At 61.1% G+C, this 26,419-nt stretch carries 28 protein-coding genes; 6 read left to right on the forward strand and 22 right to left on the reverse strand.

The genetic code is table 11. From position 1 onward, the window contains the following. Positions 1 to 52 precede the first annotated feature (52 nt). The 14 genes from AAC077_RS03875 to AAC077_RS03940 all read right to left on the reverse strand — a co-directional run bounded on the left by AAC077_RS03875 (position 53) and on the right by AAC077_RS03940 (position 14,520). Entirely contained in the window at positions 53 to 757 is a 705-nt protein-coding gene (locus tag AAC077_RS03875; RefSeq protein ID WP_339767941.1) for an ABC transporter ATP-binding protein, read from the reverse strand. After that, positions 754 to 1,515, reverse strand: coding sequence for an ABC transporter ATP-binding protein (locus AAC077_RS03880; protein ID WP_339766705.1), 762 nt, complete (start codon positions 1,513 to 1,515; stop codon positions 754 to 756). Before AAC077_RS03880 ends, AAC077_RS03875 begins: the two co-directional genes overlap by 4 nt. Continuing rightward, positions 1,512 to 2,840 (reverse strand): branched-chain amino acid ABC transporter permease, encoded by a 1,329-nt coding sequence (locus AAC077_RS03885; RefSeq protein ID WP_339766707.1) that lies wholly within the window; start codon positions 2,838 to 2,840, stop codon positions 1,512 to 1,514. Before AAC077_RS03885 ends, AAC077_RS03880 begins: the two co-directional genes overlap by 4 nt. After that, complete coding sequence (locus tag AAC077_RS03890; RefSeq protein ID WP_339766709.1) at positions 2,837 to 3,793, reverse strand: branched-chain amino acid ABC transporter permease; 957 nt, start codon at positions 3,791 to 3,793, stop codon at positions 2,837 to 2,839. The genes AAC077_RS03885 and AAC077_RS03890 overlap by 4 nt, the downstream gene beginning before the upstream one ends. A gap of 87 nt (positions 3,794 to 3,880) precedes the next feature. Continuing rightward, the gene (locus tag AAC077_RS03895; protein ID WP_339766711.1) at positions 3,881 to 5,131 is read right to left on the reverse strand and encodes a branched-chain amino acid ABC transporter substrate-binding protein; all 1,251 of its coding nucleotides are present in this window, start codon (positions 5,129 to 5,131) and stop codon (positions 3,881 to 3,883) included. A gap of 486 nt (positions 5,132 to 5,617) precedes the next feature. Then, positions 5,618 to 6,415: an IclR family transcriptional regulator gene (locus AAC077_RS03900; RefSeq protein WP_339766713.1), complete on the reverse strand. Its 798-nt coding sequence runs from the start codon at positions 6,413 to 6,415 to the stop codon at positions 5,618 to 5,620. Continuing rightward, entirely contained in the window at positions 6,412 to 7,446 is a 1,035-nt protein-coding gene (locus tag AAC077_RS03905; protein WP_339766715.1) for a phosphotransferase family protein, read from the reverse strand. The genes AAC077_RS03900 and AAC077_RS03905 overlap by 4 nt, the downstream gene beginning before the upstream one ends. An 11-nt stretch (positions 7,447 to 7,457) precedes the next feature. Continuing rightward, the gene (locus AAC077_RS03910) at positions 7,458 to 8,102 is read right to left on the reverse strand and encodes a histidine phosphatase family protein (RefSeq protein WP_339766717.1); all 645 of its coding nucleotides are present in this window, start codon (positions 8,100 to 8,102) and stop codon (positions 7,458 to 7,460) included. A gap of 11 nt (positions 8,103 to 8,113) precedes the next feature. Then, positions 8,114 to 9,109, reverse strand: a complete 996-nt coding sequence (locus AAC077_RS03915; protein ID WP_339766719.1) for a nitronate monooxygenase family protein — start codon at positions 9,107 to 9,109, stop codon at positions 8,114 to 8,116. A gap of 91 nt (positions 9,110 to 9,200) precedes the next feature. Continuing rightward, complete coding sequence (locus AAC077_RS03920) at positions 9,201 to 10,397, reverse strand: acetyl-CoA C-acyltransferase (RefSeq protein ID WP_339766721.1); 1,197 nt, start codon at positions 10,395 to 10,397, stop codon at positions 9,201 to 9,203. Positions 10,398 to 10,474: 77 nt separating this feature from the next. Then, positions 10,475 to 11,392, reverse strand: a complete 918-nt coding sequence (locus tag AAC077_RS03925) for an SDR family NAD(P)-dependent oxidoreductase (RefSeq protein WP_339766722.1) — start codon at positions 11,390 to 11,392, stop codon at positions 10,475 to 10,477. 3 nt (positions 11,393 to 11,395) lie between these two features. Continuing rightward, positions 11,396 to 12,220, reverse strand: coding sequence for an SDR family NAD(P)-dependent oxidoreductase (locus AAC077_RS03930; RefSeq protein ID WP_339766724.1), 825 nt, complete (start codon positions 12,218 to 12,220; stop codon positions 11,396 to 11,398). 15 nt (positions 12,221 to 12,235) lie between these two features. Further along, the gene (locus AAC077_RS03935) at positions 12,236 to 13,351 is read right to left on the reverse strand and encodes an acyl-CoA dehydrogenase family protein (RefSeq protein WP_339766726.1); all 1,116 of its coding nucleotides are present in this window, start codon (positions 13,349 to 13,351) and stop codon (positions 12,236 to 12,238) included. Continuing rightward, the gene (locus tag AAC077_RS03940) at positions 13,348 to 14,520 is read right to left on the reverse strand and encodes an acyl-CoA dehydrogenase family protein (RefSeq protein ID WP_339766728.1); all 1,173 of its coding nucleotides are present in this window, start codon (positions 14,518 to 14,520) and stop codon (positions 13,348 to 13,350) included. Before AAC077_RS03940 ends, AAC077_RS03935 begins: the two co-directional genes overlap by 4 nt. A gap of 149 nt (positions 14,521 to 14,669) precedes the next feature. Between AAC077_RS03940 and AAC077_RS03945 the strand changes: the two genes are divergently transcribed. Then, entirely contained in the window at positions 14,670 to 15,665 is a 996-nt protein-coding gene (locus AAC077_RS03945; RefSeq protein WP_339766730.1) for an NADPH:quinone oxidoreductase family protein, read from the forward strand. A gap of 9 nt (positions 15,666 to 15,674) precedes the next feature. Here AAC077_RS03945 and AAC077_RS03950 read toward each other — a convergent pair whose 3' ends face one another. Further along, complete coding sequence (locus AAC077_RS03950; protein ID WP_339766731.1) at positions 15,675 to 16,337, reverse strand: histidine phosphatase family protein; 663 nt, start codon at positions 16,335 to 16,337, stop codon at positions 15,675 to 15,677. Positions 16,338 to 16,382: 45 nt separating this feature from the next. Here AAC077_RS03950 and AAC077_RS03955 point away from each other — a divergent pair, with 45 nt between their 5' ends. The 4 genes from AAC077_RS03955 to AAC077_RS03970 all read left to right on the forward strand — a co-directional run bounded on the left by AAC077_RS03955 (position 16,383) and on the right by AAC077_RS03970 (position 19,171). Then, on the forward strand, positions 16,383 to 17,387 hold the full coding sequence (locus AAC077_RS03955) for an NADP-dependent oxidoreductase (RefSeq protein ID WP_339766733.1): 1,005 nt from the start codon (positions 16,383 to 16,385) through the stop codon (positions 17,385 to 17,387). A 27-nt stretch (positions 17,388 to 17,414) separates the two neighbouring features. Continuing rightward, positions 17,415 to 17,891, forward strand: coding sequence for a MaoC family dehydratase (locus AAC077_RS03960; protein ID WP_339766735.1), 477 nt, complete (start codon positions 17,415 to 17,417; stop codon positions 17,889 to 17,891). Between the two features lie 78 nt (positions 17,892 to 17,969). Beyond that, on the forward strand, positions 17,970 to 18,413 hold the full coding sequence (aroQ, locus tag AAC077_RS03965) for a type II 3-dehydroquinate dehydratase (protein ID WP_339766737.1): 444 nt from the start codon (positions 17,970 to 17,972) through the stop codon (positions 18,411 to 18,413). Continuing rightward, the gene (locus tag AAC077_RS03970) at positions 18,410 to 19,171 is read left to right on the forward strand and encodes a LuxR family transcriptional regulator (RefSeq protein ID WP_339766739.1); all 762 of its coding nucleotides are present in this window, start codon (positions 18,410 to 18,412) and stop codon (positions 19,169 to 19,171) included. The genes aroQ and AAC077_RS03970 overlap by 4 nt, the downstream gene beginning before the upstream one ends. 416 nt (positions 19,172 to 19,587) lie before the next feature. On the opposite strand, the gene AAC077_RS03975 is transcribed toward AAC077_RS03970, so the two are convergent. The 6 genes from AAC077_RS03975 to AAC077_RS04000 form a co-directional block, all read right to left on the reverse strand. Beyond that, the gene (locus AAC077_RS03975; RefSeq protein ID WP_339766741.1) at positions 19,588 to 20,358 is read right to left on the reverse strand and encodes an MBL fold metallo-hydrolase; all 771 of its coding nucleotides are present in this window, start codon (positions 20,356 to 20,358) and stop codon (positions 19,588 to 19,590) included. Between the two features lie 213 nt (positions 20,359 to 20,571). After that, positions 20,572 to 21,447: a translation elongation factor Ts gene (tsf, locus tag AAC077_RS03980; protein WP_339766743.1), complete on the reverse strand. Its 876-nt coding sequence runs from the start codon at positions 21,445 to 21,447 to the stop codon at positions 20,572 to 20,574. A gap of 76 nt (positions 21,448 to 21,523) precedes the next feature. Then, on the reverse strand, positions 21,524 to 22,396 hold the full coding sequence (gene rpsB, locus AAC077_RS03985; protein WP_339766745.1) for a 30S ribosomal protein S2: 873 nt from the start codon (positions 22,394 to 22,396) through the stop codon (positions 21,524 to 21,526). A gap of 184 nt (positions 22,397 to 22,580) precedes the next feature. Further along, complete coding sequence (locus AAC077_RS03990; RefSeq protein ID WP_339766747.1) at positions 22,581 to 23,411, reverse strand: lysophospholipid acyltransferase family protein; 831 nt, start codon at positions 23,409 to 23,411, stop codon at positions 22,581 to 22,583. After that, the gene (locus AAC077_RS03995; protein ID WP_339767943.1) at positions 23,408 to 24,139 is read right to left on the reverse strand and encodes a GNAT family N-acyltransferase; all 732 of its coding nucleotides are present in this window, start codon (positions 24,137 to 24,139) and stop codon (positions 23,408 to 23,410) included. Before AAC077_RS03995 ends, AAC077_RS03990 begins: the two co-directional genes overlap by 4 nt. 153 nt (positions 24,140 to 24,292) lie before the next feature. Continuing rightward, positions 24,293 to 24,478 carry a DUF3553 domain-containing protein gene (locus tag AAC077_RS04000; RefSeq protein WP_339766749.1) on the reverse strand — a complete coding sequence of 62 codons (186 nt, stop codon included), beginning with the start codon at positions 24,476 to 24,478 and terminating at the stop codon, positions 24,293 to 24,295. Between the two features lie 26 nt (positions 24,479 to 24,504). Between AAC077_RS04000 and AAC077_RS04005 the strand changes: the two genes are divergently transcribed. Further along, positions 24,505 to 25,101: a histidine phosphotransferase family protein gene (locus tag AAC077_RS04005; protein WP_339766751.1), complete on the forward strand. Its 597-nt coding sequence runs from the start codon at positions 24,505 to 24,507 to the stop codon at positions 25,099 to 25,101. Here AAC077_RS04005 and AAC077_RS04010 read toward each other — a convergent pair. Then, the gene (locus AAC077_RS04010) at positions 25,098 to 26,363 is read right to left on the reverse strand and encodes a glutamate-5-semialdehyde dehydrogenase (protein WP_339766753.1); all 1,266 of its coding nucleotides are present in this window, start codon (positions 26,361 to 26,363) and stop codon (positions 25,098 to 25,100) included. The genes AAC077_RS04005 and AAC077_RS04010 overlap by 4 nt on opposite strands. Positions 26,364 to 26,419: the final 56 nt, after the last annotated feature.

The following is a 26,419-nucleotide window of genomic DNA, read 5'->3' on the forward strand; positions in this document are numbered from 1 at the left end:
GGGGGCGGCGCGTCAGCGTCGGGGGGGCTGGCCCCCCGACACCGCTGCTGGCTCAGACCTCCAGCCACTCCTTGCGCACGTCTTCACGCGATTTCAGTTCCAGCGGCGTGCCTTCGAACACAACCTGACCGTGGCCCATCACGTAAACGCGGTCCGCAATGTCCAGCGCAATGGACAGCTTTTGTTCCACCAGCAACGTGGACACGCCCCGCTTGGCGATCTCTTGCAGAACTGTGGCGACCTTTTGAACCATCTGCGGGCTCAGGCCCTCGGTCGGCTCGTCAATCATCACCAGATCGGGGTCCCCCATCAGCGTGCGGCACATGGTCAGCATCTGCTGCTCGCCGCCCGACATCACCGACGCCTCGACATCCGCGCGTTCGCTGAGGTTCGAGAACATATCGAACATGTCCTGCATCGCCCAGCGGCCTGCGCCATCCTTCTGGCCGGGTTTCAGCCCAAGGATAAGGTTCTGCCGCGTGGTCAGCCCCGGAAAGATATCGCGGTTTTCGGGCACATAGCCGATGCCCAGGTTGGCCACTTCAAACGCCTTTTTACCGGCGATTTCCTGACCGCGGAACTTGACGGAGCCATGCGGGACAACTTCGCCCATGATCGCCTTGCAGGTGGTCGATCGCCCCACCCCGTTGCGGCCCAGAAGGGCGACGATCTCGCCCTCTTGAATGTTCAGGTTCACCCCTTGCAGGATGTGCGATTTGCCATAATAGGCGTGCAGATCGTTGACTTCGAGCATCAGTGTTCTGCCTCCAGTGCAGCGCCTAGATAGGCTTCTTGAACCTTGGGATCGCCGCGCACATCTTCGGGACGACCAGTGGCGATCAGCTCGCCATAGACCAGCACCGAAATGCGGTCGGCCAGACCAAAGACCACGCCCATGTCATGTTCGACCATGATCAGGGTTTTGCCCTCGGTCACGGTGCGGATCAGTTCGACGATATAGTCGGTTTCCGAATGGCTCATGCCGGCGGTGGGTTCGTCCAGCATGATCACGTCGGCCCCGCCTGCGATGGTGATGCCGATCTCCAGCGCGCGCTGTTCCGCATAGGACAGCGTGCCCGCAGGCAGATCGCGCCGGTTGGTCAGGTTGATCTGTTCCAGGATCTGCTCGGCCCCTTCGGTCAACGCGCGGCTGCGCCCGACCATGGACCAGAAGTTGTACTTGTAGCCCATCGACCACAGCAGCGAACAGCGGACGTTTTCGAACACGGTCATCTTGGGAAAGATGTTGGTGATCTGGAAACTGCGGCTTAGCCCCATGCGGTTGATCTCGAAAGGCGCCTTGCCAGCCAGGTTTTGCCCGTGCAACAGCACCTGGCCCGCAGTCTGCGGAAACCGTCCGGTGATCAGGTTGAACAGGGTGGATTTACCGGCCCCGTTCGGGCCGATAATTGCGTGGCGTTCGCTTTTGCCGACGGCCAGATTGACGCCGCGGATGATCTCGGTCTTGCCGAAACTCTTTTGCAGGTCTTTCAGTTCAAGTGCAGCGGTGGTCATGCGGCACCTCCATTGGATGTGTTGGCCTTGATTGAATTGGCGTCAGCCCATGCGGCACGCAAGGATGGCAGCATCATCCGCATGATGGCAAAGGCCACCACGGTGACGCCGATGGCCACGGCCCACGGCAGCACGTCGTGGCTGTCGAAGGTGGTCCAGAAGACGGTCATTTCCTCGTCACCCACGGATGAATGGCGCACGTGGAACGTCATCTCGACCAATGCGGACAGGCCCAGAATACCGATCAGCGCGGGTATCAGTGTGGTGATATAGGGCACAACCAGCTTTGACGCCTTGCCCATCCTGATCGCTGGCACGTGCATCATCAGCAGCCCTGCCAGCCCCCCCGGAAAGAACATCACCGTCGCCAGGAACAGAACACCGGCGTAAAACGCCCACAGATCCGTTTGCAGCGACAACACCGTTTGCAGCAGGGTAAAGGCGATCGCGCCGATGATCGGCCCGAAGAAGAAGCCAACGCCACCCAGGAAGGTCACCAGCAGGATCACCCCCGACGAGGCTGTGTTCAGGTTCTCTTCGGTCACGATTTCATAGTTGATGGCGAAAAGCCCACCGGCGATGCCGGCAAAGAACCCCGAGAAGATAAAGCTGTAAAAGCGCACCCAGCGGGACGAATAGCCCAGGAATTCTGCCCGTTCGGGATTGTCGCGCACCGCGTTCGCCATGCGCCCGATGGGGGTGCGTGAAAACAGGTACATCAGCAACGCCGACAAGATCAGCCAGAAGGCGATCAGGTAATAGACTTCGATCTGGTGCAGGAATTCGATGCCAAAGAACGGCAGGCCATAGGTCCGGTCGCCCGAAATCCCCTCTTCCCCGCCAAAGAACGCCACGATGATGACCGAACACGCGGCAATCAGCTCGCCCACGCCCAGCGAGATCATCGCGAAAACGGTGCCTGCGCTGCGGGTCGAGAAACTGCCGATGATCATCGCCAGCCCCATGCCGAACAGCCCGCCAAAGATCGGCAGCACCGGCAGCGGCAGCATCGAGAAAAAGTCGGTGCTGGCCATCACGTGCATACAGGCAAAGCCGCCGACACCCGCATAGACCGCATGGCCAAAGCTAAGCATCCCGCCCTGCCCCAGCAGCATATTGTAGGCCAGTGCAAAGATGATGGTGATCGCCATCTGGTTCATGATGGTGATCGCCGAGTTGTCGTTGAACACATAGGGCATCACCAACAAGGCAAGTGTGGCGATGATCCATGGCAAGGCGGCCATTCTCAGCGATCCTGCGCGCATCCGCTGGGCGGGCTTGCTGGGATCGGTGGTGATCTGGTTGTCTTTCATTGGATTGCTCATGCGTCACGGTTCCCGAACAGGCCGTAGGGGCGGAAGATAAGGATCAGCACCATCAGGATATATGGAAGGATGTCAGCGATTTGCGGGCTGGTCACAGCCCAGATGTCGCGGAACACGCTGTCGCTCAGGTTTTCGGGCGTCGAAATGCCGATACCGTTCAGGATGTCTTCCATGCGGATGTTGTAGGATTTGGCGAATGTTGTGATCCAGCCGATCAACAGCGATGCCACCAGCGCCCCCCACAATGATCCCAGACCGCCGATCACGATGGTCACAAAAACGATAGACCCAAGCACGAAGGCCATGCCGGGGAACGTGCCCAGAACCGGCCCTGCGATGACACCGGCGACACCGGCCAGCGCGGTGCCCACACCGAACACACCCATGAAGATCAGCGGCACGTTGTGGCCCAAGGCTTCGACCGTGCGCGGATAGCTCAGTGCGGCCTGAATGATCATGCCCACGCGCGTCTTGGTCAGCACGTACAACAGCCCGATAAAGATGGCGACCGAGATGAAGATCATGAACACCTTATAGGCCGGGATCGAATTGCCCGAGATGGCAAAGGCGGTAAAGTTCAGCGCATCGGGGATCTGGTAAGGCATCTGGTTGCGGCCCCAGATGAATTGCACCAGTTCCTCGATCAGCAGCGCCAGACCAAAGGTAAAGATCAGTTCGGGGACGTGGCCATACTGGTGAACGCGGCGCAGGCCGTAGCGTTCAACCCCGGCGCCAATGACACCGACGATCAGGGGCGCGACCAGCAAGCCCATCCAGAACCCCAGCGCGATGCTGATCTGGTAGGCGAAATAGGCACCCAACATGTAAAAGCTGGCATGGGCAAAGTTCAGCACGCCCATCATTGAGAAAATCAGTGTCAGACCGGCAGACAGCATAAACAACAGCAGTCCGGTCACCAGCCCGTCGATAAGATTGACGAGAACGAGGTCCATCGGGGGTCCCTCCGAAGTAAGATGTGGCGATATTAGAGTGAAAAGGCCCGCCCCCGAACGTATAGGGGCGGGCCGAAAGAACGTGCCTTACGGACGCTTCATCTCACAGGTGGTTGCGATATCCGCGGATGCGTTTTCAACCGTGTACTGGACTTTCAGGCCATAGCCCGAGTTGTCCATGTCATAGGGTGCTTCCACTTTCTGATGACCAAAGATGTGGATGTCCTGGATCAACTGGTGATCCTCGGGACGCATGTGCATGTCGGCCGTGCTCCACAGGCTGTTGGTAAAGTGCATGTCTTCCAACGCGTTGGCCACTTTGACCACGTCGGTTGCCGTGCCTGCTTCGTCAATCGCCTGTGCCAGCATCTGGATCACGTTGGTGATCCGCGTCTGGGACATGTTGCCATCAGGGTACTTGGCCTTGAACGCCTGAATGTATTCTTGTGTTTCAGGCTTGGACGGCGGGTTGTCGTCGCCTTCTGCAACCAGATACAGCGAATCCACACCGCTTTCGCCGAAGGCCGCGGTGATACCGTCTGCGGCTGCGTAGTAGGTAAAGATCGGACCTTCAAAGCCGTTTTCGAGGATCGACTTGCCCAGACCCAGCATGTCGGCGCCCCAGTTGCCGGTGATCACGGCATCGGCACCCGAGGACACGATCTTGCGGGCATAGGGTGTAAAGTCCTTCACCTTGCCAATCGGGTGCAGCTCGTTGCCCACGATTTCGATGTCGGGGCGTTTTTCAGCCAGCATCGAAACAGCAGCATCTGCCACAGCTTTACCGAACGAATAGTCCTGACCGATAACGTAGACTTTTTTGATGTCCTGGTTTTCAGCAATCATATCTGTCAGCGCGGCCATTTTCATGTCGGCGTGCGGGTCGAAACGGAAGTGCCAGAAGTTGCATTTTTCGTTGGTCAACGCGGGATCGACCGCCGAATAGTTCAGGAACAGAACCTGGCTGTCGGGGTTGCGGCGGTTGTGCTTGTCGATGGCTTCGGTCAATGCGTTCGCCACGCCCGAGCTGTTGCCCTGCACGATGTAACGCGCGCCCTGGTCAATCGCGACCTGCAACTGGATCAGGGATTCTTTCGGGCTGACCTTGTTGTCGAACGGCAGGATTTCGAACATATCGCCGCCCAGAACACCGCCCTTGGCGTTGACCAGCGTTTCAGCCGCGAATTCGAACTGGTGCAGACCGTTGATGCCGGTGGCGGCAAAACCGCCGCTCAGCGGATCAATAAAGGCAATTTTGACATTTTCGGCAAAAACAGCGGCTGAGCTGACGGAAAGCGCCAGCGCGGCGCCAAGGCCGAGCTTGATAGATTTACGCATTAGGTTCCTCCCTAGAACATACCCCGACTTACACTTGCGTGTGTTAGCTATGCGTCGGTGTATCAAAAGCCTTGCATACTGGCCGGATAAGTCAAGCTTTCGACACGCGTGGAACGACAAGTTACGGCGCTTATTTCCGGTCGCGCAGGTGGTGAAAATTGTGGCAGAGTGACACCCCACAGGCAGCCCGCTCGACCGCCTGACGACGTGCAGGGAGCGGATGTGGGTAAGAAATTGTTATGAAATGATATTTTTAAGTTATGTGGCACTGTTGGCCGGTCAGGTTCAGGTCGTTTTAGGTGCCTGAAATTTCAGCGTACGGGGCAATTTTGGGCCCTGAGGGTCACGGATAATTTACATAATTCCGATGGACGAAACGGCGTTTTCAACAATTTGACGCTGCGTCGCTTTGGCCTGCCATTTCCGCCCTGCAAAACTGAATTCCACAAAGAGAATGATTCTTTGACCCCACGACCAACTTGCAGTTCAGCCGCCCTTGCTCAGCCCCGCCGCGGCGTCGACCAACAGCCTGCCATAGGCCCGCTCAAGGTGCTTTTTCTTCACATGAAACGACGGGCCGCCCACGTTCAATCCGTAAACTCCGCGCCCGCTCAGCGCAAAAACCGGGGCCGCGATGCCGTTCACATCGGGGCGCCAATCCCCGTAACTACAGCAATAGCCAAGGTTTTCGTATTCCGACAATGCCTGGGCAAAAGCGGCTTTGCGGCCTGCGTGGCCTTCGGGGTCCTTGGCTTTGGTCCGCTCGAACATCACGCCACGGTCTTCTTCGTCCATGCCGACCAGCATGGCCCGTCCGATGGCCGAATGAAAGATCGGCAACCGCGCGCCCACGTGCATGGTCAGCGACACGTTTTCCATCGACTTTTCGACCGCCACATAGACCGCGTCGGTCTGATAGGCTTCGGCCAGTGCCACGGTGATATAGCTGTTGGGTCCGTTCGACAGCGCACGCATCGTGTCGCGGGCACGGTCAACGATGTCCATCGACGACAGCACCGAGAACCCCAGTTGCAACACGCCTGCGCCCAACTGATAGGTCCCTGTGCGCGGATCGGCGACCAGATACTCCAGCGCGCACAACGTATAGGTCAGCCGCGATACGGTGGGCTTGGGCAGCCCCGTGCGCGCGGCAAAGTCCTGATTGGTCAACGCAGTCTCGCCCGTTTGGAAACAGCGCAGAATATCAAGCCCGCGGGCCAGTGCCGTGATAAAGTTGCGGTCCTTGTCGTCCGCAGGCTCGCCCGCAAGATCAGGATCAATCATCCCTTTGACTCCAGCGCCTTCAGCCCATGCTCGGCGAACAGGGGCACATATTGGCCCATCTGCATCGCCCGTTCAGGGTTGGACGCATTGCCATCCAGCGCACGTTTCAGCACCCCCTGGATGATGGCCGTCATGCGGAAGAAACAAAAGCCCACGTAGAAGCCGAAGTTGTCGATTGGGCCAATGCCGCGCCGTTCGCAGTATTTGGCGACAAATTCGGCGTCTGTGGGCAGTCCCAGCGCCGTGCGGTCAATGCCTGCCAACCCGCGCCCTTCGGGCGTCGCGGGCATCTGCCATTGCATGATGACGGCGGCAAGGTCCGCGTAAGGGTGGCCGATGGTGCTCAGCTCCCAGTCAAGGATGGCCAGACATTTGGTGCCGTCCTTTTCAAACATCATGTTGTCGATGCGATAGTCGCCGTGCACCAGCGTGCGCTGGCCGTCTTCTGCCGGAATCCGTTTGGACAGCTCTTCCATCAGCTTGTTCATGGCTGGCACATCCACAGTTTCCGACGCGCGGTACTGCTTGGACCAGCGCCCGATCTGACGCTCGTAGTAGTTGCCCGGCGGGCCATAGTCGGACAGGCCAACGGCGTCGATGTCCACATCGTGCAGCGCCGCCAGAACGCGGTTCATGTCGTCCAGCACGGCGGTACGGTCGGCTTTTTCAAGCTCGTCCAGCGACGGCATGTTAAAGTTGCGCCCGTCGATGTGGTCCATGATGTAGAACTCGGACCCGATGACGGATGTGTCTTCGCACAGCAGGTGCATTTTCGCCACGGGCACATCCGTTCCCGCCAGCGCGGATTGCACGCGAAACTCGCGGTCGACCGCATGGGCCGATTTCAGCAACTGCCCCGGCGGCTTGCGACGCAGCACATAGTTGCGCGTGGGCGTTTTCAGCAAAAAGGTCGGGTTCGACTGGCCGCGCTGGAACTTGTCGGCCTCAATCGGGCCTTGAAACCCCGGCAGGTTGGCCGAAAGGTATGTTTCCACCGCATCAAGATCCAGCGTTTGTGTGTCATGGCTCATCTGTTTGGCCCTCAGCTATAGGTCAGCAAATCGTGGTTGGCGTCGAAATGCGGCGTGGCGTTGAATTGATGCACGAAATGGCGCGTGCCGGAAAACACAAACTTGGTCACGGCGGTGTTTTTGATCTGAAGGTTCAGCTCCATCATCATCCGCGCGGGCGCTTCCAGTGCACGCGACACCAGTTGCCCGATCACCCCGCCGGACGACACCACCAACACTTGCCGCGCGCCGTCGCGGGTGGCGTGCTGCATGGCCGCTGCGGTGCGGTCTACGAAATCCTGATAGCTTTCCGATGCATCGGGCAATCCGCCCGCCTGCCATTCCAGAACGGTTTCGCGCAGGGTGCGGAAATGGGTTTTGCGGTCGCCCCTGACGGTATCAGGCACCCTGCCCTGAAAGCGCGCCTGTAACAGATCGTGAAAGTCGTATTCGTCAAACCCCGCGTGCACTTCCGTCTGGCCGTCGTAGCCCATCGACGTCAGCGTATCGCGCTGGCGTTCCAGCGTGCCGGTGACCAGACGGTCGGGCGTCCAGCCGGTGCTGCGCAACCAGTCGCCCACCGCCGCCGATTGCGCATGGCCTGTGTCGCTGAGACAGTCGTAATTGTCCGCGCCAAACGAGGCTTGGCCGTGGCGGATCAGGTAAAGCTCGGCCATTGCTCAGCGCCTCACTGCGCGAACTCGGACGCCAGACGTTTTCCGGCGGCCTGATACTCCGCCGCAATCCGGTCAACGACCTTCGCTGCGGGACCGACAGATTTCACCGCACCAATGCCCTGCCCTGCGCCCCAGATGGATTTCCACGCCTTGGGCTTGGACGATCCATCGCCAAAGTTCATCGAAGACGCATCCGCCGAGGGCAGGTTGTTCGGGTCCATGCCTGCCGCCTCGATCGAGCCGCGCAAGTAGTTGCCGGACACGCCGGTGAACAGCGACGAATAGACGATGTCCTCGGCCCCGCTGTCGGCGATCATCTGCTTGTATTCGGCTTGGGCGTTCGCCTCGTCCGTGGCGATGAACGCAGATCCGACATAGCCCAGATCGGCACCCATCGCGCGCGCCGCCAGCAGCGCCTCGCCGGTGGCGATCGACCCGGACAGCAGCAGCGGCCCGTCGAACCAGCTGCGGATCTCGCGGATTAGCGCCAGCGGGGACTGCATGCCCGCGTGCCCACCGGCACCGGCGGCCACAGCCACCAGACCATCCGCGCCCTTGCTGATCGCCTTTTTGGCGAATGTGTTGTTGATTATGTCATGCAGCACGATGCCGCCGCAGGAATGGGCCGCCTCGTTGACCTCTTCGCGCGCGCCCAGCGAGGTGATCCAGATCGGCACCTTGTGTTTCACGCAAATCTCAAGATCACGGTCCAGCCGCGCGTTCGACCGGTGCACGATCTGGTTGACCGCAAAGGGGGCCGCAGGGCTGTCGGGATTGGCCTGATTGTGGCGGTCCAGTTCCTCGCTGATCTGCGTCAGCCAGGTGTCCAGCAACGGATGCTCGCCATCCCCCTCACGCGCGTTCAGCGCCGGAAAGCTGCCGACGACGCCCGCCTTGCACTGGGCAATGACCAGTTCGGGCACGGAAATGATGAACAAAGGCGATGCCACCATGGGCACGCGCAGCCCTTGCAGGGCCTTGGGAAGATGGCTGTCGTCACGGGGCATCGGCATATATCTTTCGGTTTGGGAAAGGGATGGGCTGTGCGCCCATCCGGTTGTCGTGATGGTGTAACGGGCGGCACTGCCGCCGCGTTTGTTAGAGAACCTCAAACAGGCCCGCAGCCCCCATGCCGCCGCCGACACACATGGTGCAAACCACGTATTTCGCGCCGCGACGTTTGCCTTCGATCAGCGCGTGGCCGACCATGCGCGCGCCTGACATGCCGTAAGGGTGACCGATGGAAATCGCGCCGCCATCTACGTTCAGCAACTCGTCCGGAATACCCAGCTTGTCGCGCGAGGCGATGACCTGGCAGGCAAAAGCCTCGTTCAGTTCCCACAGACCGATGTCCTCGATCTTCAGCCCGTGCGCTTCCAGCAGCTTCGGCACGGCATAGATCGGGCCGATGCCCATCTCGTCCGGCTCGCAGCCGGCGGCCATCACACCCACGTAGCGACCCAGCGGTTGCAGCCCGCGACGCTCGGCTTCCTTGGCTTCCATGACCACGGCGGCAGAGGCACCATCGGACAGTTGCGACGCATTGCCCGCGGTGATGAACTTGCCCTCGGCCAGATGGATGCCGTCCTTGAACACCGGTTTCAGGCCTGCAAGGCTTTCGGCGGTGGTGCCGGGGCGGTTGCCCTCGTCTTTTTCCAAGGTGACTTCGTGCTTGGAAATCTCTTTGGTCTCCTTGTCCTGGATCATCATGGTGGTGGTCATCGCAACGATTTCATCGTCAAAACGACCAGCTTGTTGCGCCTGATGGGTCAGTTCCTGGCTGCGGGCCGAATATTCGTCCTGCGCCTCGCGGCTGATGTTGTAGCGTTCAGCGACGTTTTCGGCCGTTTCCAGCATGGTCATGTACATCTCGGGCTTGTTTGCTTTCAGCCACGGATCGGCGCTGACGCGCATTTCGGGCGTCTGCACCATCGAGATGCTGTCGACACCGCCGCCGATGACGATGTCCATGCCGTCGGTGATGACCTGCTTGGCCGCGGTGGCAATCGCCATCATGCCGGATGCGCACTGACGGTCCAGCGACATGCCGGCAACGGTCACGGGCAGACCGGCGCGAATGGCCGCCTGACGGGCGATGTTGCCCGCCTGATACCCCTGCTGAAGCGCCGAGCCAAACACGCAATCGGAGATTTCCGAGCCATCAAGGCCCGCGCGCTTTACAGCGTTTTCAATGGCATGCGCAGCAAGCGCCTGCGGTGTGGTGGCGTTGAACGCACCGCGATAGGCCTTGCCGATCGGGGTGCGGGCGGTGGAAACGATGACTGCGTCACGCATGGGTTGGGTTCCTTGTTTGTTGGTCGGAATTTCGGGGCGCTGCCCCGGACCCCGGGATATTTGGGGCCAAAAGAATTTTACCAGTCGAGTTTGATGCCCTTCGCCTTGGCGGCAGAGAGCGCGAATTTGCGGGTTTGTCCGAAGGCGTCGTTCAGTTCTTCCTGACCTTCGGGGGCCGAGATCTGATCCCATTGGGCGGCGACCGCCTCGGGGGTGATGTCGCCCTCGATCAGGGCACCGGCGGTCTCATATACGCGGGTCAGTGCAAAGTGCCCTGCCCCTGCGCCCAGGATCTTGCGGCTGGGGCCGTCTTCGGAAACCAGGTAGAGCACGCCCGGCGTGATGGTTTCGGGTTTCAGCAGTTCCAGCGCCTCGGGCGGCATCAGGTTTTCGGTCATGCGGGTGGCGGCGGTGGGCGCCAGCGTGTTGACGCGGATGTTGTCACGCGCGCCTTCCAGATGCAGCACGTTCATCAGGCCCATGACACCGGCCTTGGCCGCGCCATAGTTGGACTGGCCAAAGTTGCCATAAAGCCCCGAGGCCGAGGTGGTGACCACAATGCGCCCGTATTGCGCGGCGCGCATGTGCGGCCAGACCGCATGGCAGCAATTGGCGGTGCCGATCAGGTGCACGTCAACAACCTTGCGAAAGTCGTCCATGGTCATCTTGCCGAACGTCTTGTCGCGCAGGATGCCGGCGTTGTTGATCAGAATGTCGATGCGGCCCCATTTTTCGATGGTCTTGGCGACCATGTCGTTGACCTGTTCTTCGTTCGACACGTCGGCACCGTGGGCTATCGCCTCGCCGCCCATGGCTTCGATCTCGGCCACGACCTGTTGCGCGGCATCCGATCCGGTGCTGGCACCGTCGGTGCTGGCACCCAGATCGTTCACCACAACCTTGGCCCCCCGCTCGGCCAGACCCAGCGCGTGACAGCGGCCCAGGCCGACGCCTGCGCCTGTGACAATGGCAACGCGATCATCAAAACGGATCATATCTTAGCCCTCCAGAGCAGCGCGGAAAAGGTTGGGGCCGGACATCACCTGAATGCCGCCCGACACCGGCAGGATTGCACCGGTGATATAGCTGCCGCCACGGCCGCACAGGAACTGCATACAGCCTGCGATGTCTTCCTCACGGCCGACGCGACCCAGCGGCACGTCGTCACCGACCTTGGCGCGGGTGTCCTCGTCTGCGGTGGCAAAGGCGGTCATGCGGCTGACGAAGGGCCCCGGTGCCAGCGCGTTGACGGTGACGTGGTGGCTGGCCAGTTCCTTGGCCATGATGCGGGTGATCTGGTGCACCGCCGCCTTGGACGCGGCATAGCTGTAGGCCCCGTCGCCCAGCGGCGCGTCACCCATGACCGAACCGACGTTGACCACCCGCGCCGGATCATCGGCGTTGGACGAGGCGATCAGCATCGGCAAAAGGGATTGTGTGAGGCTGAACATGCCTGCGTTGTTGACATTCATCACCTTCGCCCAGGCATCAAAGGGAAATTGTCCCATTGGCGCGCCCCAGGAGATGCCCGCGTTGTTCATCAGGATGTGCAGGGTGTCGGTGCGTTCCTGTACCGCCTTGGTCAGGGCGGCAACGCCCTCTTCGGTGCCGACATCGCCTGCGAACCCTTCGACGCTGCCAGGGGCGTCCATCTGGTTCAGCTCGTCCGCAACGGCCTTGCAGGCGTCCGCCTTGCGCGAGGCGATCAGCACATGCGCGCCCGCCTGCATCAATCCGGTGGTCGCCATGCGGCCAATGCCGGTCGCGCCACCGGTGACAAGGGCGATCTTACCTTTAAGTGAAAACAGATCGTTAGGTGTCATAGTTCATCCTTTACCTTAAAAACCGCGCGCGGCCGCGACCTTGGCGGCGTGATAGCCGTAATCGCCCAGCCACTCGGTCGCGACGCGGGCGCGCTTCATGAAAAAGCCCATGTCGAAATCATCGGTCATGCCGATGCCGCCATGCATCTGCACGCCTTCGATCACGGCCAGCTTTGCGGTCTGTGTCGCGCGGGCCTTGGCCAGCGATACGGCCAGCGTGGCGTTGTCGGGGTCTTCGTCCAGCTTGCGGCCTGCGTGGCGCACAGCCGAAAGCGTGATTTCCGTTTCAGACCAAAGATGTGCGGCGCGATGTTGAAGTGCCTGAAAGCGGCCGATTTCAACGCCGAACTGTTTGCGTTCTTTCAGGTAGCCCACCGTCATCGCAAAGGCCCCGGCGCTGAGGCCCAGCATCTCGGCAGACAGCGTCGCCTGTCCGGCCTCAAGCGCCGGTTTCAGCACGGTCATGGCGTCATCGACCGATCCCAGCACATCGTCGCCCGTGGCTTGCACGTTATCAAATGTCACCTGCGCCGCGTCGCGGGCATCGACCATATTCTGGCCCGTGCGGGTGATGCCATCGCGGTCGGCCGGCAGGTCAAACAGGGTCAGGCCGGCGTCTGTCTTGGCCAGAACCAGCAGACGGTCTGCATTGCCGCCATCCACAACGAACCCCTTGGTGCCGGACAGGCGAAACCCGTTGCCGTCGGCGCGTGCCTCAAGCTGCGTGGCATCGGGGTCATGTTTTGCCCCCTCGTCCACGGCAAGCCCGTAGATCACGTCGCCCGCCGCAATCGACGCCAACGCATCGCGCGCGCGGTCTGTCGCCACCTGTCGCAGCGCGGTGGCCGCGATCACGGCGGTTGAGATAAAGGGAGAGGTCACCAGCGTTTTGCCCAGCTCACCGGCCAGCACCCCCGCCGCAGCATGGCCCATGTCGGACCCGCCCGCGTCTTCGGGGACCAGAACGCCGGTCCAGCCCATCTGCGCCATCTCGGCCCACAGCTTTGCATCATGGGTCTGGCCCGCGTCGCGCAGCTTGCGGAAATGCGACACGGGGGCCGCGCCGTCCAGAAAGCCGCGCGCGGCGTCTTGCAGCATGGTTTCGTCTTCGGTCAACAAAAGTGTGCTCATGCCGGCAGCCCCAATACACGACGGGAAATGATCGACAGCATCACCTCGGATGTGCCGCCTTCGATCGAGTTTGCCTTGGTGCGCAGCCAGTCGGCGGCAAGCCCGTCATGCTTGCCATCCCACGTCAGCGCATCGGCACCGCCTGCCGACATCATCAGCTCGTGACGGCGTTTGTTCAGCTCGGTGCCCGCGTATTTCAGCATGGCCGAAGCATCGCCGACGCCACCGCCGCTTTCGGCCTGATCTTTGTAGCGTTCCAGCGTCAGCGCCACGGCCAGTGCATCAACCTCGCAGCCCATCGCCTCGGCGCGCAGGACGGGATCGGTCAGCCCGCCGTCCTGTTCGTTCAGCACAGCACCCAAGGGACGCCCGCCCAGCAGGCCCTGCCCGCCGCCCGAGATCATCTCGCGTTCGTGGGTCAGCAGGTGTTTGGCCACGTCCCAGCCGCGGTTTTCAGTGCCGACCACATTGGCCTTGGGCACCCGCACGTCGTCAAAGAAGGTCTCGCAGAACGGGGATTTGCCGGAAATCAGGCGGATCGGCTTGGTGGTCACACCGGGCGTTTCCATGTCGATCAGCAGGAATGTGATGCCCAGATGTTTGGGCGCGTCGCGGTCGGTGCGCACCAGCGCAAAGATGCAGTCGGCCTTGTCGGCGTAAGAGGTCCAGATTTTCTGACCGTTCACAACATAATGGTCGCCGTCACTGTCGGCCTTGGTCTGAACGCTTGCCAGATCGGACCCGGCACCCGGTTCGGAATAGCCCTGACACCAGCGCACTTCGCCGCGCGCGATGGGCGGCAGGTATTGCAGTTTCTGCTCATGCGTCCCGAACGCCAACAGCGCCGGCCCCAGCATCCAGATGCCAAAGCTTTGCAGCGGCACGCGCGCGCCCATCTTGCGCATTTCGTCAATCAGGATCTTGTGGTGCGCGCGGTCCAGCCCGGCGCCGCCGTATTCCACGGGCCACGTGGGCACGGTCCAGCCCTTGGCTGCCATCCGCTCAAGCCACAGCTTTTGCGCGTCGCTTTTGAATTCCCAGTTGCGCCCGCCCCAGACAATGGCATCCTCGCCCGACGCGCCGTCGCGCATTTCCTGGGGGCAGTTTTCCTCCAGCCATGTCCGAACTTCCGTACGGAATGACATCAGTGCGTCATCGCTCATGCTCATCCTCCCCGATGCAGCAGTGCCGTTACGTTCCGCAATGCAAAATTGCATTTCGCAATTGCGCTGACAAGGTGTCGCAGGCAGGATTGTCGATGACAAGACGCTGTGGCCAGTCGTGCCGTTGCGTCACGGATTATGGAGGGGAAACCGATATGAAAGCAATGATGAGCACCGCCGTGGGCGGACCCGAGACGTTGGAATGGACCGAAACCGCCGATCCCAAGCCTGCCAAAGGCGAGGTTCGGATAGCCGTCAAAGCGGCAGGCGTGAACTTTCCCGACACTTTGATCATTCAGGATTTGTACCAGATGAAGCCGGAACGCCCCTTTGCCCCCGGTGGTGAAGTGTCGGGCGTGGTCGAGGAGTTGGGCGAAGGCGTCACAGGCTTTGCCGTGGGCGACAAGGTGATCGCAATGACCGGCTTTGGCGGCTTTGCCACGCAGTTGTGCGCCCCGGCGGCCGCCTGCCTGAAGATGCCCGACGACATGTCGTTCGAAGATGCGGCGTGTCTGGTGCTGACCTATGGCACATCGCACCACGCGCTGAAGGACCGCGCCAACATCCAGCCGGGCGAAACCCTGTTCATTCTGGGCGCTGCGGGCGGCGTTGGTGTGGCTGCGATCGAGTTGGGCAAGGCCGCGGGCGCACGCGTGATCGCCGCCGTGTCATCCGAGGAAAAGGCCGCGTTCTGCCGCGAGGTCGGGGCCGATGAAACGCTGGTTTACACCCGCGACATGGACAAGGACGCGCAGCGTGCGTTTTCCAAAGAAATCAAGGACCTGGTCGGACCCAAAGGCATTGACGTCGCTTACGATGCCGTGGGCGGCAACTATGCCGAGCCGGTCATTCGCGCGATGGCCTGGGCCGGTCGGTTCCTGGTCGTGGGGTTCCCGGCTGGCATCCCCAAGATTCCGCTGAACCTGACCCTGTTGAAATCCTGCCAGATCGTTGGCGTGTTCTGGGGCGCGTCGACCCGTCAGGACCCAAAAGGCCACATGGAAAACATGCAGGATCTGTTCACGCTGTATTCCGCCGGCAAGATCAAGCCGCGCATCGACACGGTGTTCCCGCTGCAAGAGGCCGGCAAGGCGCTGGAATACATTCAGGACCGCAAGGTGCAGGGCAAGGTCGTGCTGAAGGTCGAATGACCTCTGAAATCAGAGGCCATCCAGATGCGAAATATCGTTGAACCCGCGAATGGTCATACGGTCGCCTTGGATCACAAGGCGGCTGATCGACCCGTTCGCGGCCCCCAGAAACGCAAAGGGTTCGGATCGCGCGGCCACGGCCAGTGCGGCGCCGATGACACCGCCATGCACGAAAACGGCAACCTGTTCGTCGATGTGTGCGGCGGCAATGTCCATCAGCCCGCGCCGCACCCGTTCAAAAAACGCATCGCGGTTTTCTGCGTTGGGGATCAGGCCCCAGTCCTGCGCTTCCATCGCGCGGCGATAGACGGGATCGTTCGCCGCCGCCTTGACGCGGTACAGACCGCCGTCCCAATCGCCCAAGTGTACCTCGTGCAGGTCGGGGTTTTGCTGCGGCGTCAGGGCCAGATGCTGCGCCAGCGGGGCCGCCGTCTGCTGGGTGCGCGTCAGTTTGGTCACGTAGATCGCGCGGATCGCATTGCCTTTCAGCCGTTCGCCCACACGCTCGGCCTGTTTGTGCCCTTGCGGGTGCAAATGCGGATCGCCGTGCCCGTCCACGGTGTCGAAATGCACACCCTCGCGCGCGGGCGCGCTTTCGCCGTGGCGGATCAACAAAAGGTCGGCAGACCCTTTGGGCGGCGCATAGACCGGCTGGCGGAATTCCTGGGACATCACAAACCTTTCTCTTTTCACGTTTGATAACAAGGAACGCTGACAATGAACAACCGACAGATTGTCGTACAAACGCTGCCCGAGGGTACGCTGACCGAAGACAACTTTGCCCTGCAAGACGCCCCGATGCCAACGGCGGGCGATGGCGAAGTGCTGCTGAAAACCATCCTGATGTCTATTGATGCTGCCAACCGCAGCTGGATGCAGGGCGCGACTTACCGCGATGCGGTCAAGGCGGGCGATGTGATGGCGACCTATTCGATCTGCGAGGTGGTCGAAAGCAATTCATCCAGTGTTGCCGTGGGTGACATCGTGGCCGCCGAAGCGGTCTGGGCCGATTACGTGGTGCGCCCCGCACACAAGGTCGAAAAGCTGCCAAAGGTGGATCAGCTGAGCCATCTGATCAGCGTCTACGGCATTGCCGGCAAGACCGCCTTTCACGGGCTGGTCAGCGTTGGCAAACCGATGGCGGGCGAAACCATTGTTGTCTCTGCGGCCGCCGGTTCGGTCGGTGGTTACGTGGGCCAGATCGGCAAGGCGCTTGGGTGCCGCGTCGTGGGCATCGCGGGTGGGCCTGAAAAATGCAAATGGGTGGTGGACGAGCTGGGCTTTGATGCCTGCGTTGATTACCGCGAGGCGGGGTTGTTCAAAGCCCTGCGTGCCGAATGCCCCGATGGCATCGACGTCTATTTCGACAATGTCGGCGGCACCGTGCTGGAAACCGTGCTGGCGTTGATGAACGAAAAAGGCCGCATCGCCTGCTGCGGCGCGATCAGCCAATACGACACCAAGGCCCCCACCGGCCCGCGCAACCTGCCCGGTCTGGTCGTGGTCAAACGGCTGCGTATGGAAGGGTTCATCGTGATGGATTTCGCCGACGACGACGCCAAGGCGATCCGCGCGCTGCAAACCTGGGTGCGCAGTGGCCAGATCAAGGTGACCGAAGATGTGGTCGAGGGGCTGGAAAACGCACCCAAGGCGCTGATCGGCCTGCTGGCAGGCGACAACAAGGGCAAACGGATGGTGCGCGTCACCGCCGATCCGTCGTGATTTGACAGAGTTAAAGGGAGAGAGACTATGACACCTATCGAAACAGAAGCCGCCCGCCTTGAGGGGCTGATCGGGCAAGAGGTCGGCGTGTCCGACTGGATCACCGTCGATCAGGCGATGATCGACGATTTTGCCAAAACCACGCGGGACGAACAGTGGATTCACGTGGACCCCGAACGTGCCGCCAAGGAAACGCCCTTTGGTGGCTCGATTGCACACGGGTTTCTGACGCTCAGCCTGGCCAGCCGGTTTTCCTATGAATGCTTTTCCATGGCCGACGGTCAGGTCATGGGCATCAACTACGGCTTTAACAAGCTGCGGTTTCTGAACCCGGTCAAGGCCGGCGCACGGGTGCGGGGCCGGTTCGTGATCAATTCGGTCACCCAGCGCAATGCAACGGATCTGCTGCGCGAAAGCGGTCTGACCATCGAGATCGAGGGCGAAAAAACCCCTGCCCTGATCGCCGACTGGCTGGGTCTGGCCGTGTTTGCGCCACCGGCCTGAGACATTCCGCACCGCACTGCGCTGGACAGCACGGGTGCGGTGCGGCTAACTATGCGTTGAATTTACAAGAGTATTGATATGACGTCGATTCTTGTCCTCAACGGACCGAACCTGAATTTGCTTGGCACACGCCAGCCCGAGGTTTACGGGCGCACGACATTGCAAGATGTCGAACAGATGTGTGTGGCGTGGGGCAAGGACGCGGGGCTGGATGTGGTGTGTCTGCAATCCAACCACGAGGGCGCTATGATCGACGCGATCCATGCGGCCAAGGGCACGCACGGCGGCATCGTTCTGAACGCAGGTGCTTACACGCACACATCCGTGGCCCTGCGCGATGCGATTGCATCGGTCGAACTGCCCGTGGTCGAGGTGCACCTGTCCAACATCCACGCCCGCGAGGAATTCCGCCACCACAGCCACATCGCCCCTGTTGCATTGGGCCAGATCGCAGGTTTTGGCGCACAGGGCTATGATCTGGCCATCCAGGTGCTGGCCAAACATCTGGGATCTGTAGCATGACCGATGATGTGCGCGTCTATCTGCATGGGCTTTCCAATTGTCAGACCATGGAAGAGCTGTGGGACGCGCACACCGACAAGATGGCCAGCTACGGCTTTGACCGTCTGATCTACGGCTTTACCCGCTACCGCTATGGCAACAATCTGGGCGATCCCGAAGATTTCATCATTCTGACGAACCACGACAAATCCTACACCGATGTGTTCATGGGCGAGCAGCACTATGTGCACGCCCCCATGGTCAACTGGGCGCTGAACAACGAAGGTGCGGGCAGTTGGAAAATGTTGGGGCAGATGGTCGAAACCCAAACCCTGACCCCTGCCGAAGCACGGGTTGTCGAGTTCAACAAAAAGATGGGCGTGACCGCAGGGTACACGATCAGCTTCAAATCGGTCTCGGCCCGATCCAAGGGCGCAATTGCCCTGACCGCACGCGACGGCATGTCCCAGGACGAGATTGACGAGATTTGGAAGGTGCATGGCCGCGACATTCACCTGATGAACAACGTCGCCCACCTGAAAATTCTGACCCTGCCCTATACCGGCCCCAACCGTGGCCTGACCAAACGCCAGCGCGAGGCGCTGGAATGGGTCGGCGACGGCAAGACCATGCAGGACATCGCGGTGCTGATGGGGCTGACGGCGGCCACCGTGGAAAAACACCTGCGCTTGGCACGCGAGGCGCTGGCGGTGGAAACAACCGCGCAGGCCGTGCTGAAAGCCGCCTTTGCCAACCAGATGTTTATACTGGAAGCCTGAAGGGTCTAGCGGCTAACGGTCCCTGCCCGCTGGTTTTTTCTGCGTTACAATCGCAAAAATTGTCACGGGTGACGCGACACAATCTTCTTTCCCCTTCCCCGCGGCCCGTAATAATCTGACCATGGGTAAGGATTACCTGACTTTTGTTAATTAAGGTAAACCGTCAGTATCAAGGTGTTCCGTGAGTGGTGGCTTATGCCATTGGAGCAGCGGAAGGCACCCCCGCGATATCGGGGCTCTGCTGACCGGCCGGACTTTCCGGACCCCGGCCCTGGGATGTATAGTCCATCTTCGGGGTCGGACCCTATCCTCAGGGTCACGTCTCATCCCCGTGATCAAGACCCGAGGAAAAAGAACGGAGCCGCTCATGCCCGGGCGGCTCCGTTTCCTATTTCAGCGAACCGGTGAACCCGGGTTCAGCCTTCCTTGTGATACCAGTCGCCCATTTTCACTTCGGTGGCATCGCCCACTGCGGCGGCGAACGCCTCGGGGTCTTGTGTGCCACCGTCGCGGCCACGGTAGTGGTAGGGATAGACATAGGTCGGCTTGAACGCGGCGACGGCTTCGGCGGCAGCATCGGCGTCCATGGTGAACGGCAGGTTCATGCAGACGAACGCCAGATCAATATCGGTCAGCGCCATCATCTCGCGCGTGCCCTCGGTGTCGCCCGAGATATAGACGCGAAACCCGTCGATGGTCAGCACATAGCCGTTGTCGCGCCCTTCAGGGTGGAACTTCTTGCGGTCCTCGGTGGTGTTATAGGCCGGAATCGCGCGCACATCTATCTTGCCCACCAATGCGTCCTCGCCATTGGCCAGCACGGTCGCGCGGGTTTTCAGGTCTTCGGGCAGTTTTTCAGCAACGGCGGGGTTCACCAGCAACACGGTGGCATCGCCCATCACTGCGGCCAGTGTTTCCGCGTTAAAGTGGTCGCCATGCTCATGGGTGACCAGGATCAGATCGGCGGCAGGGAAATCGGTATACATCGCCGGATCGCCCACCGGATCGTTGTAAACGGTGCCCACAGGCGTGGTCATCACGAACGATGCGTGATCGACTGGGAACACCTTGATCTCGCCGCTGTCGGTGGCAAAGCTGTCGCCCGCATGGGCCGCGGCCCGTGCGGCATAGGGCAAAAAGGTGATGGCGGCGGCCGTGGTGGCCAGAAAGGTTCTGCGCGGTATCATTTGGATATGTCCCCTGTTGGATTGCTTTGATCGCAAGTTAGAGCGATCAATCGCGCCGCCAAGCCAACAAATGCGTGAACGGCCCTTCATCTTGCCAGGTAAACTCCGGGGGACGCGTCGCAGACGCGGGGGGCAGCGCCCCAGAAATGCAAACAGGGCACCCCGATGGGATGCCCTGCCTGTTGTCTTTTGTCGCCTGTTACAGCGTCGAAATCAGCTTTTGCCGACTTTGGCCACTTCGGCGGCAAAGTCTTCTTTGACCACTTCGATGCCTTCGCCCACTTCCAGACGCACGAAACCGGTGATTGTGGCACCCGCTTCTTTCGCGGCGTCGGCCACGGTCAGGTCGGGGTTCACAACGAACTGCTGGTTCAGCAGCGTCACTTCGGACATGTATTTTTTCATACGGCCGACGATCATCTTTTCGATAACCGCTTCGGGCTTGCCGCTTTCGCGGGCAATGTCCATCTGAACCTGTTTTTCCTTCTCGACGACGGATGCGTCCAGATCGGCTTCGCTCAGCGATGCAGGGTTCACGGCGGCGATGTGCATCGCAACCTGTTTGCCAAAGGCGTCGTCGCCGCCGGTCATTGCGACCAGAACGCCGATTTTGCCCATGCCGGGTGCGGCTGCGTTGTGCACATAGGACACAACGGTGTCGCCGGTGATCGACTGCATACGGCGCACAGACATGTTTTCACCGATGGTCGCAACCTTGTCTGTCACGATCTCGGCCACTGTCTTGCCGCCCATGGAGGCCGCGTTCAGCGCCTCGACATCGTCCACGGTGATCGCAACATCGGCGATGCCCGACACCATGCCCTGGAATTCGGCGTTCTTGCCGACAAAGTCGGTTTCCGAGTTCACTTCGACCGCGATGCCCTTGTTGCCGTCAACCTTGACAGCCACCAGACCTTCAGCGGCGGTACGGCCCGATTTCTTGGCCGCTTTGGCCAGACCTTTGGTGCGCAGCCAATCGACCGCTGCTTCCATGTCGCCATCGTTTTCGGTCAACGCTTTTTTCGCGTCCATCATGCCTGCGCCGGTGCTTTCGCGCAGTTCTTTGACCATAGATGCTGTGATTGCCATCTGTCGGGTCTCCTCAGATATATTGCGGGTCGGCGGGGTTTCCCCCGCCGTAGAGTATCAAAGCCGTGTAACAGACTTAGCTGTCGGCTTTGGCAACTGTTTCTTTGGTGCTTTCGATGTCCAAAGGCGCGTCTTTCGACATGGCATCGTTGTGCGCTGTCTCGTCCGAGACGTTGCCGGTTTCAACACCGGTCGATTCCGCCACAGCTTCTTCTGCGGGGGCTTCTTCCATGGCGCCGATGTCCACACCAGCCGCACCCAGTTGGGCGCTCATGCCGTCCAGGGCTGCGCGGGCTGCCAGATCGCAATACAGCGTGATGGCGCGGGCCGCGTCGTCGTTGCCCGGGATGATATAGTCGATGCCGTCGGGCGAGCAGTTGGTGTCGACCACGGCCACAACCGGGATACCCAGTTTGTTGGCTTCGGCGATGGCCAGCGCTTCTTTTTTCACGTCGATGACGAAGATCAGGTCGGGACGACCGCCCATTTCACGGATACCGCCCAGCGATGCTTCCAGTTTGAACTGGTCACGTTCCATGCCCAGACGTTCTTTTTTGGTGAAACCTTCGAAACCCAGTTCCGACTGTTCGTCGATGGATTTCAGACGCTGGATCGACTTGGACACGGTCTGCCAGTTGGTCAGCGTGCCGCCCAGCCAGCGGTGGTTCATGTAATACTGTGCGCATTTCTCTGCGGCATCGGCGATCGGCTGTGCAGCCTGACGCTTGGTGCCGACGAACAGAACGCTGCCGCCCTTGGCGACGGTGTCACGGATGACTTGCAGCGCCTGGTCCAGCATCGGAACAGTCTGTGTCAGGTCCATGATGTGGATGCCGTTGCGTGCGCCGTAGATGTACGGGCCCATGCGGGGGTTCCAGCGCTGTGTCTGGTGACCAAAGTGTACGCCTGCTTCCAGCAATTGGCGCATGGAGAACTCGGGAAGAGCCATGTCTTATTCCTTTTCCGGTTTTCGCCTTGGCGGGGTATCAGTGCAAATGCACCAACCGGCGGACGTCCGGGGATTTCTCCCCCGGAAAGCCCAATCCCCACCTGCGGATTGAAGTGTCGCGCGTATAGGCCGGTTTTACGCGAGGCGCAAGAGCGGTTTGTCTTATGGCCACCCTGCCCCGCATTCAGGCCGGTTCCGCCAGCAGATGCGCGCCGCGCACCGCTTCCTCGGCAGCAGCAGCCAGCGCCTTGCGGTCGGCAAAATCGGCCACCTTCAACGGCGGGTGATAGACCACCTCGACCCGACCCTGACGCGGCGCGGCCAGCGTCGACAGCAGATGCGTGCCAAACTCCATATCGCCCCACCAGCCGTAGAACCGCGCGTCGGCCCCTGCGGGCGCATGGTAGATCACCGTCACCGGCTGAACCTGCAACCGGTCGCGCAGTTCGGGCGCAAAGAACGCCTGAAACAGCGTCGGTTTGAACGGCAACACCCGCAGCCCGTCGGTGCTGGTGCCTTCGGGAAAGAACAGCAGCTTGTGACCCGCCAGCAGACGGTTCTGAAACATCTGCGTCTGCTCGGTGGCGCGGCGCGGGTCGCGCACCACGAACACCGTGCCGGTGGCCCGCGCCAGCCAGCCGATGCCAGGCCAGCCCGCGACTTCGGACTTGGAGACGAAATAGATGCGTTTGGACGCGTTCAGCACGAAAACATCCAACCACGAGGCGTGATTGGCCACCACAGCCCCCTGCCCCCGCATCGGTGAACCGCGCACATGCAGCGGCAGGCCCATCAACCACAGCGCGCCCTTGCAGACCGCCACGGTGATGAACGGCGTGACCGGACGGTGCAGCCCGCACAAGGGACGCTCAAACAGCCGCACCAGCAGCAACACGACCAGTCCGCCAAAGACCAGCGTGCCCACGGCCAGCCCGCGCAAAGCGACCCGTAGCCAGTCGCCCATCCCGAACCGGCGTGGCGGCGGAACGTTGCCATCGTCCCACGTGACGGTCATGCGTCCCCCCGCGCGGTATAAAGACGGCTTTGTCGGGTGTTCATCTGCGCCGTGTCCATCACCAGACAAACATCGGTGGTGTTGAATGTGCGGTCGATCCACGCGCCTTCGCCGACCACGCCGCCCAGACGCAAATACGCCTTGATCAGCGCAGGCACCTGCAACATGGCGGCACGGCGGTCCAAGGCCTCCTCGGGGATCAGGTCCATCCGTTGAAACGATGCATCGCGCGCCCGCACACGCACCGCCGGTGGCGCCAGATGCCGGTGATGCAGCAGCGACAGGGGGGCAGCCAAGGCTTGTGCATCGGTGCCGTGAAAGCTGGCCACGCCGAACAAAACCTCGATCTGATGTTCCGCCACATAGGCCGCCAGCGCCGACCACAGGTAATGCATGGCCATACCACCACGATAATCGGGGTGCAGGCACGACCGCCCCAGCTCCAGCAGATTGCGCCCCGACCGGCGCAGCGGCGTCAGGTCGTATTCGTCCTCGGAATAGAACTGCCCTGCCGCCTGCGCCTGATCGCTGCGCAACATGCGATAGACGCCGACCACCTGACCTTGGGTCACGTCATGCAACAGCAAATGATCGAAAAACGGGTCGAACCGGTCTTGTTCCAGCCCCGCATCATGATCCACCATGTCGCCGCCACCGCCCAGTTCGCGCACGAACACATCATAGCGCAACCGCTGCGCCGCCTTCAGATCGTCGGCATCACGCGCCATCGAAATCCGGAAGTGCGGCGCGGTCTGTCGGGCGGGGGGTATTTTGGGCATTCGGTTCAGTCTATTCTGGGTCCGGTTGTGCAGGGCGCGCGGCACTGGCGCAACTTAAACAATATTGAAAGTGCCAGCCATCTGTTAACCTTTCAGCAAGGATCATCGGCCATCAAAGACAGGTAGCAAAGCAATGCGGGTGCTGTCGATAACGACCTTGCCATGCTCGCGGAAGTTGACAGTGACACGTTTGTCGATGTTGCTTTGGACCTGACCCAATCCCCAGTCCGGGCAATCGGGATGGCGTACCAACATACCAGGAGCCAGAATGGCATTGAGATCTTCCATCTGTCACCCTTTGAAGGAGGCCGCCCGTGGGCACCAGTAACGTCAATCTGGCCGCTTTGATCGGCAGCCGCATCTGTCACGACCTCATATCCCCCATCGGCGCGATCAACAATGGCCTGGAACTGCTTGGCATGACCGGCAGCAGCGAGGGGCCGGAACTGCAACTGATCACCGATTCTGTCGGCAGCGCCACCGCACGCATCCGGTTCTTTCGCATCGCCTATGGCGCGGCGGGCCAGCAGGACATGGGCCGCGCCGAGATTGTCGGCGTGCTGCGCGATCTGATGGGCGGCGGGCGGCTGGACGTGGCATGGGGCCCGATGGACGAACAGCCGCGCGATGCGGTGCGTATGGCGTTTCTGGCGATCCAGTGTCTGGAAACCGCCATGCCCTATGGCGGGCGGATCGAAGTAACCTGCGAACGCCAACGTTGGACCATTCACGGGCGCGGCGAAAAGCTGAATATTGACAAAGGGTTGTGGAACGCGCTTGAGACGGCCCAACCGCCAGAGGAAATCCAGCCCGCCCATGTGCAATTCGCCCTGCTGCCCGCCGTGGTGGCAGACGCAGGGCGCAAGGTGACTGTCAAAGGTCAGGGAACGGATCTGACCATCTGCTTTTAATTGCGGGTCGTGCCGTCGCCGCGCACCAGATATTTGAAGCTGGTCAACTGCTCGGCGCCGACGGGACCACGCGCGTGCATCTTGCCGGTGGCAATCCCGATCTCGGCCCCCATGCCGAACTCTCCCCCGTCCGCGAACTGGGTCGACGCGTTGTGCATGATGATCGCACTGTCGAGCCGCGCCATAAAGCGGGCGGCGGTATCTTCGTCTTCGGTCAGAATACATTCGGTGTGTTGCGAGCCGTAGGTGCGGATGTGTTCAATCGCCGCGTCGATGTCGTCGACCACGCGGGCGGCCATGATCATATCCAGATACTCGCGGCCCCAGTCATCTGCTTGCGCCTCGACCGTGCCGTCAATGGCCTTGAGCGTATCGTCCACACGCATTTCCACGCCCGCATCCATCAGCGCCCGCACCAGCCCCTGACCGATGGTGGACAGCACGTCGCGGTGGATCAGCAGACATTCGGCCGACCCGCAGATGCCCGTGCGCCGCGTCTTGGCGTTCAGCACCACGCGCAGGGCTTTCTCGGGGTCGGCATCCTTGTCCACATAGATGTGAACGATGCCTTCGAGGTGGGCAAAGACCGGCACCCGCGCCTCGCGTTGCACCAGTCCCACCAGCCCCTTGCCGCCGCGCGGCACGATCACGTCGATGGTGCCGGTCATGGTCAGCATCTCGGAGACGGCAGCACGGTCACGGGTGGGCACCAACTGGATGGCATCCTCGGGCAGATCGGCGTCGCGCAGGCCCTGCATCAGACAGGCATGGATGGCCTGCGACGAATGAAAACTCTCGGACCCACCACGCAGGATCACCGCATTGCCCGCCTTCAGGCACAGCGCACCGGCGTCGGCGGTCACGTTGGGGCGCGATTCGTAGATCACGCCGATGACGCCCAGCGGCGTGCGCACGCGGGTGATGTGCAGCCCGCTGGGCTGGTCCCATTCGGCAAGGACCGCGCCGACGGGATCGGCCTGTTCCGCGACGCTGCGCAGCCCGTCAACGATGCCCTGAATGCGGTCTTCGTCCAGTCTCAAGCGGTCCATCATCGCGGGCGACAGACCCTTGTCGCGGCCAAACTCCAGATCCTTGGCATTGGCCGCCAGGATCGCGTCACGCTGCGCCCAGACGGCGGCAGCGGCGCTGACCAGCGCGGCATGCTTGCGTTCGGCCGAGGCGGTGGCCAGTTCGGACGCGGCCGCTTTGGCACGCGCACCGATGTCGGCCATCAGGGCGGGAATGTCGGTGAAATCTTTCATCGGTCTGGTCCTTATGGTCGGGTTTGGCATAATTTTATGCCTCCGGCGGGGATATT

This window comes from uncultured Pseudosulfitobacter sp., from assembly GCF_963976325.1.
Taxonomy (GTDB): domain Bacteria; phylum Pseudomonadota; class Alphaproteobacteria; order Rhodobacterales; family Rhodobacteraceae; genus Pseudosulfitobacter.

Bases quoted from the DNA above. Each gene is read 5' to 3' on its own strand.
- AAC077_RS03955 (WP_339766733.1), top strand. From the start codon at position 16,383: ATGAACAACCGACAGATTGTCGTACAAACGCTGCCCGAGGGTACGCTG.
- AAC077_RS03960 (WP_339766735.1), top strand. From the start codon at position 17,415: ATGACACCTATCGAAACAGAAGCCGCCCGCCTTGAGGGGCTGATCGGG.
- AAC077_RS03900 (WP_339766713.1), bottom strand. From the start codon at position 6,415: ATGATTGATCCTGATCTTGCGGGCGAGCCTGCGGACGACAAGGACCGC.
- rpsB (WP_339766745.1), bottom strand. From the start codon at position 22,396: ATGGCTCTTCCCGAGTTCTCCATGCGCCAATTGCTGGAAGCAGGCGTA.
- AAC077_RS03945 (WP_339766730.1), top strand. From the start codon at position 14,670: ATGAAAGCAATGATGAGCACCGCCGTGGGCGGACCCGAGACGTTGGAA.
- AAC077_RS04000 (WP_339766749.1), bottom strand. From the start codon at position 24,478: ATGGAAGATCTCAATGCCATTCTGGCTCCTGGTATGTTGGTACGCCAT.
- AAC077_RS03995 (WP_339767943.1), bottom strand. From the start codon at position 24,139: ATGGCGCGTGATGCCGACGATCTGAAGGCGGCGCAGCGGTTGCGCTAT.
- AAC077_RS03970 (WP_339766739.1), top strand. From the start codon at position 18,410: ATGACCGATGATGTGCGCGTCTATCTGCATGGGCTTTCCAATTGTCAG.
- AAC077_RS03925 (WP_339766722.1), bottom strand. From the start codon at position 11,392: ATGATCCGTTTTGATGATCGCGTTGCCATTGTCACAGGCGCAGGCGTC.
- AAC077_RS03885 (WP_339766707.1), bottom strand. From the start codon at position 2,840: ATGAGCAATCCAATGAAAGACAACCAGATCACCACCGATCCCAGCAAG.
- AAC077_RS03880 (WP_339766705.1), bottom strand. From the start codon at position 1,515: ATGACCACCGCTGCACTTGAACTGAAAGACCTGCAAAAGAGTTTCGGC.
- AAC077_RS03915 (WP_339766719.1), bottom strand. From the start codon at position 9,109: ATGCCCCGTGACGACAGCCATCTTCCCAAGGCCCTGCAAGGGCTGCGC.
- AAC077_RS03975 (WP_339766741.1), bottom strand. From the start codon at position 20,358: ATGATACCGCGCAGAACCTTTCTGGCCACCACGGCCGCCGCCATCACC.
- tsf (WP_339766743.1), bottom strand. From the start codon at position 21,447: ATGGCAATCACAGCATCTATGGTCAAAGAACTGCGCGAAAGCACCGGC.
- AAC077_RS03930 (WP_339766724.1), bottom strand. From the start codon at position 12,220: ATGACACCTAACGATCTGTTTTCACTTAAAGGTAAGATCGCCCTTGTC.
- AAC077_RS03890 (WP_339766709.1), bottom strand. From the start codon at position 3,793: ATGGACCTCGTTCTCGTCAATCTTATCGACGGGCTGGTGACCGGACTG.
- AAC077_RS03920 (WP_339766721.1), bottom strand. From the start codon at position 10,397: ATGCGTGACGCAGTCATCGTTTCCACCGCCCGCACCCCGATCGGCAAG.
- AAC077_RS03910 (WP_339766717.1), bottom strand. From the start codon at position 8,102: ATGGCCGAGCTTTACCTGATCCGCCACGGCCAAGCCTCGTTTGGCGCG.
- AAC077_RS03950 (WP_339766731.1), bottom strand. From the start codon at position 16,337: ATGTCCCAGGAATTCCGCCAGCCGGTCTATGCGCCGCCCAAAGGGTCT.
- AAC077_RS03935 (WP_339766726.1), bottom strand. From the start codon at position 13,351: ATGAGCACACTTTTGTTGACCGAAGACGAAACCATGCTGCAAGACGCC.
- aroQ (WP_339766737.1), top strand. From the start codon at position 17,970: ATGACGTCGATTCTTGTCCTCAACGGACCGAACCTGAATTTGCTTGGC.
- AAC077_RS03895 (WP_339766711.1), bottom strand. From the start codon at position 5,131: ATGCGTAAATCTATCAAGCTCGGCCTTGGCGCCGCGCTGGCGCTTTCC.
- AAC077_RS03905 (WP_339766715.1), bottom strand. From the start codon at position 7,446: ATGAGCCATGACACACAAACGCTGGATCTTGATGCGGTGGAAACATAC.
- AAC077_RS03940 (WP_339766728.1), bottom strand. From the start codon at position 14,520: ATGAGCATGAGCGATGACGCACTGATGTCATTCCGTACGGAAGTTCGG.
- AAC077_RS04010 (WP_339766753.1), bottom strand. From the start codon at position 26,363: ATGAAAGATTTCACCGACATTCCCGCCCTGATGGCCGACATCGGTGCG.
- AAC077_RS03990 (WP_339766747.1), bottom strand. From the start codon at position 23,411: ATGACCGTCACGTGGGACGATGGCAACGTTCCGCCGCCACGCCGGTTC.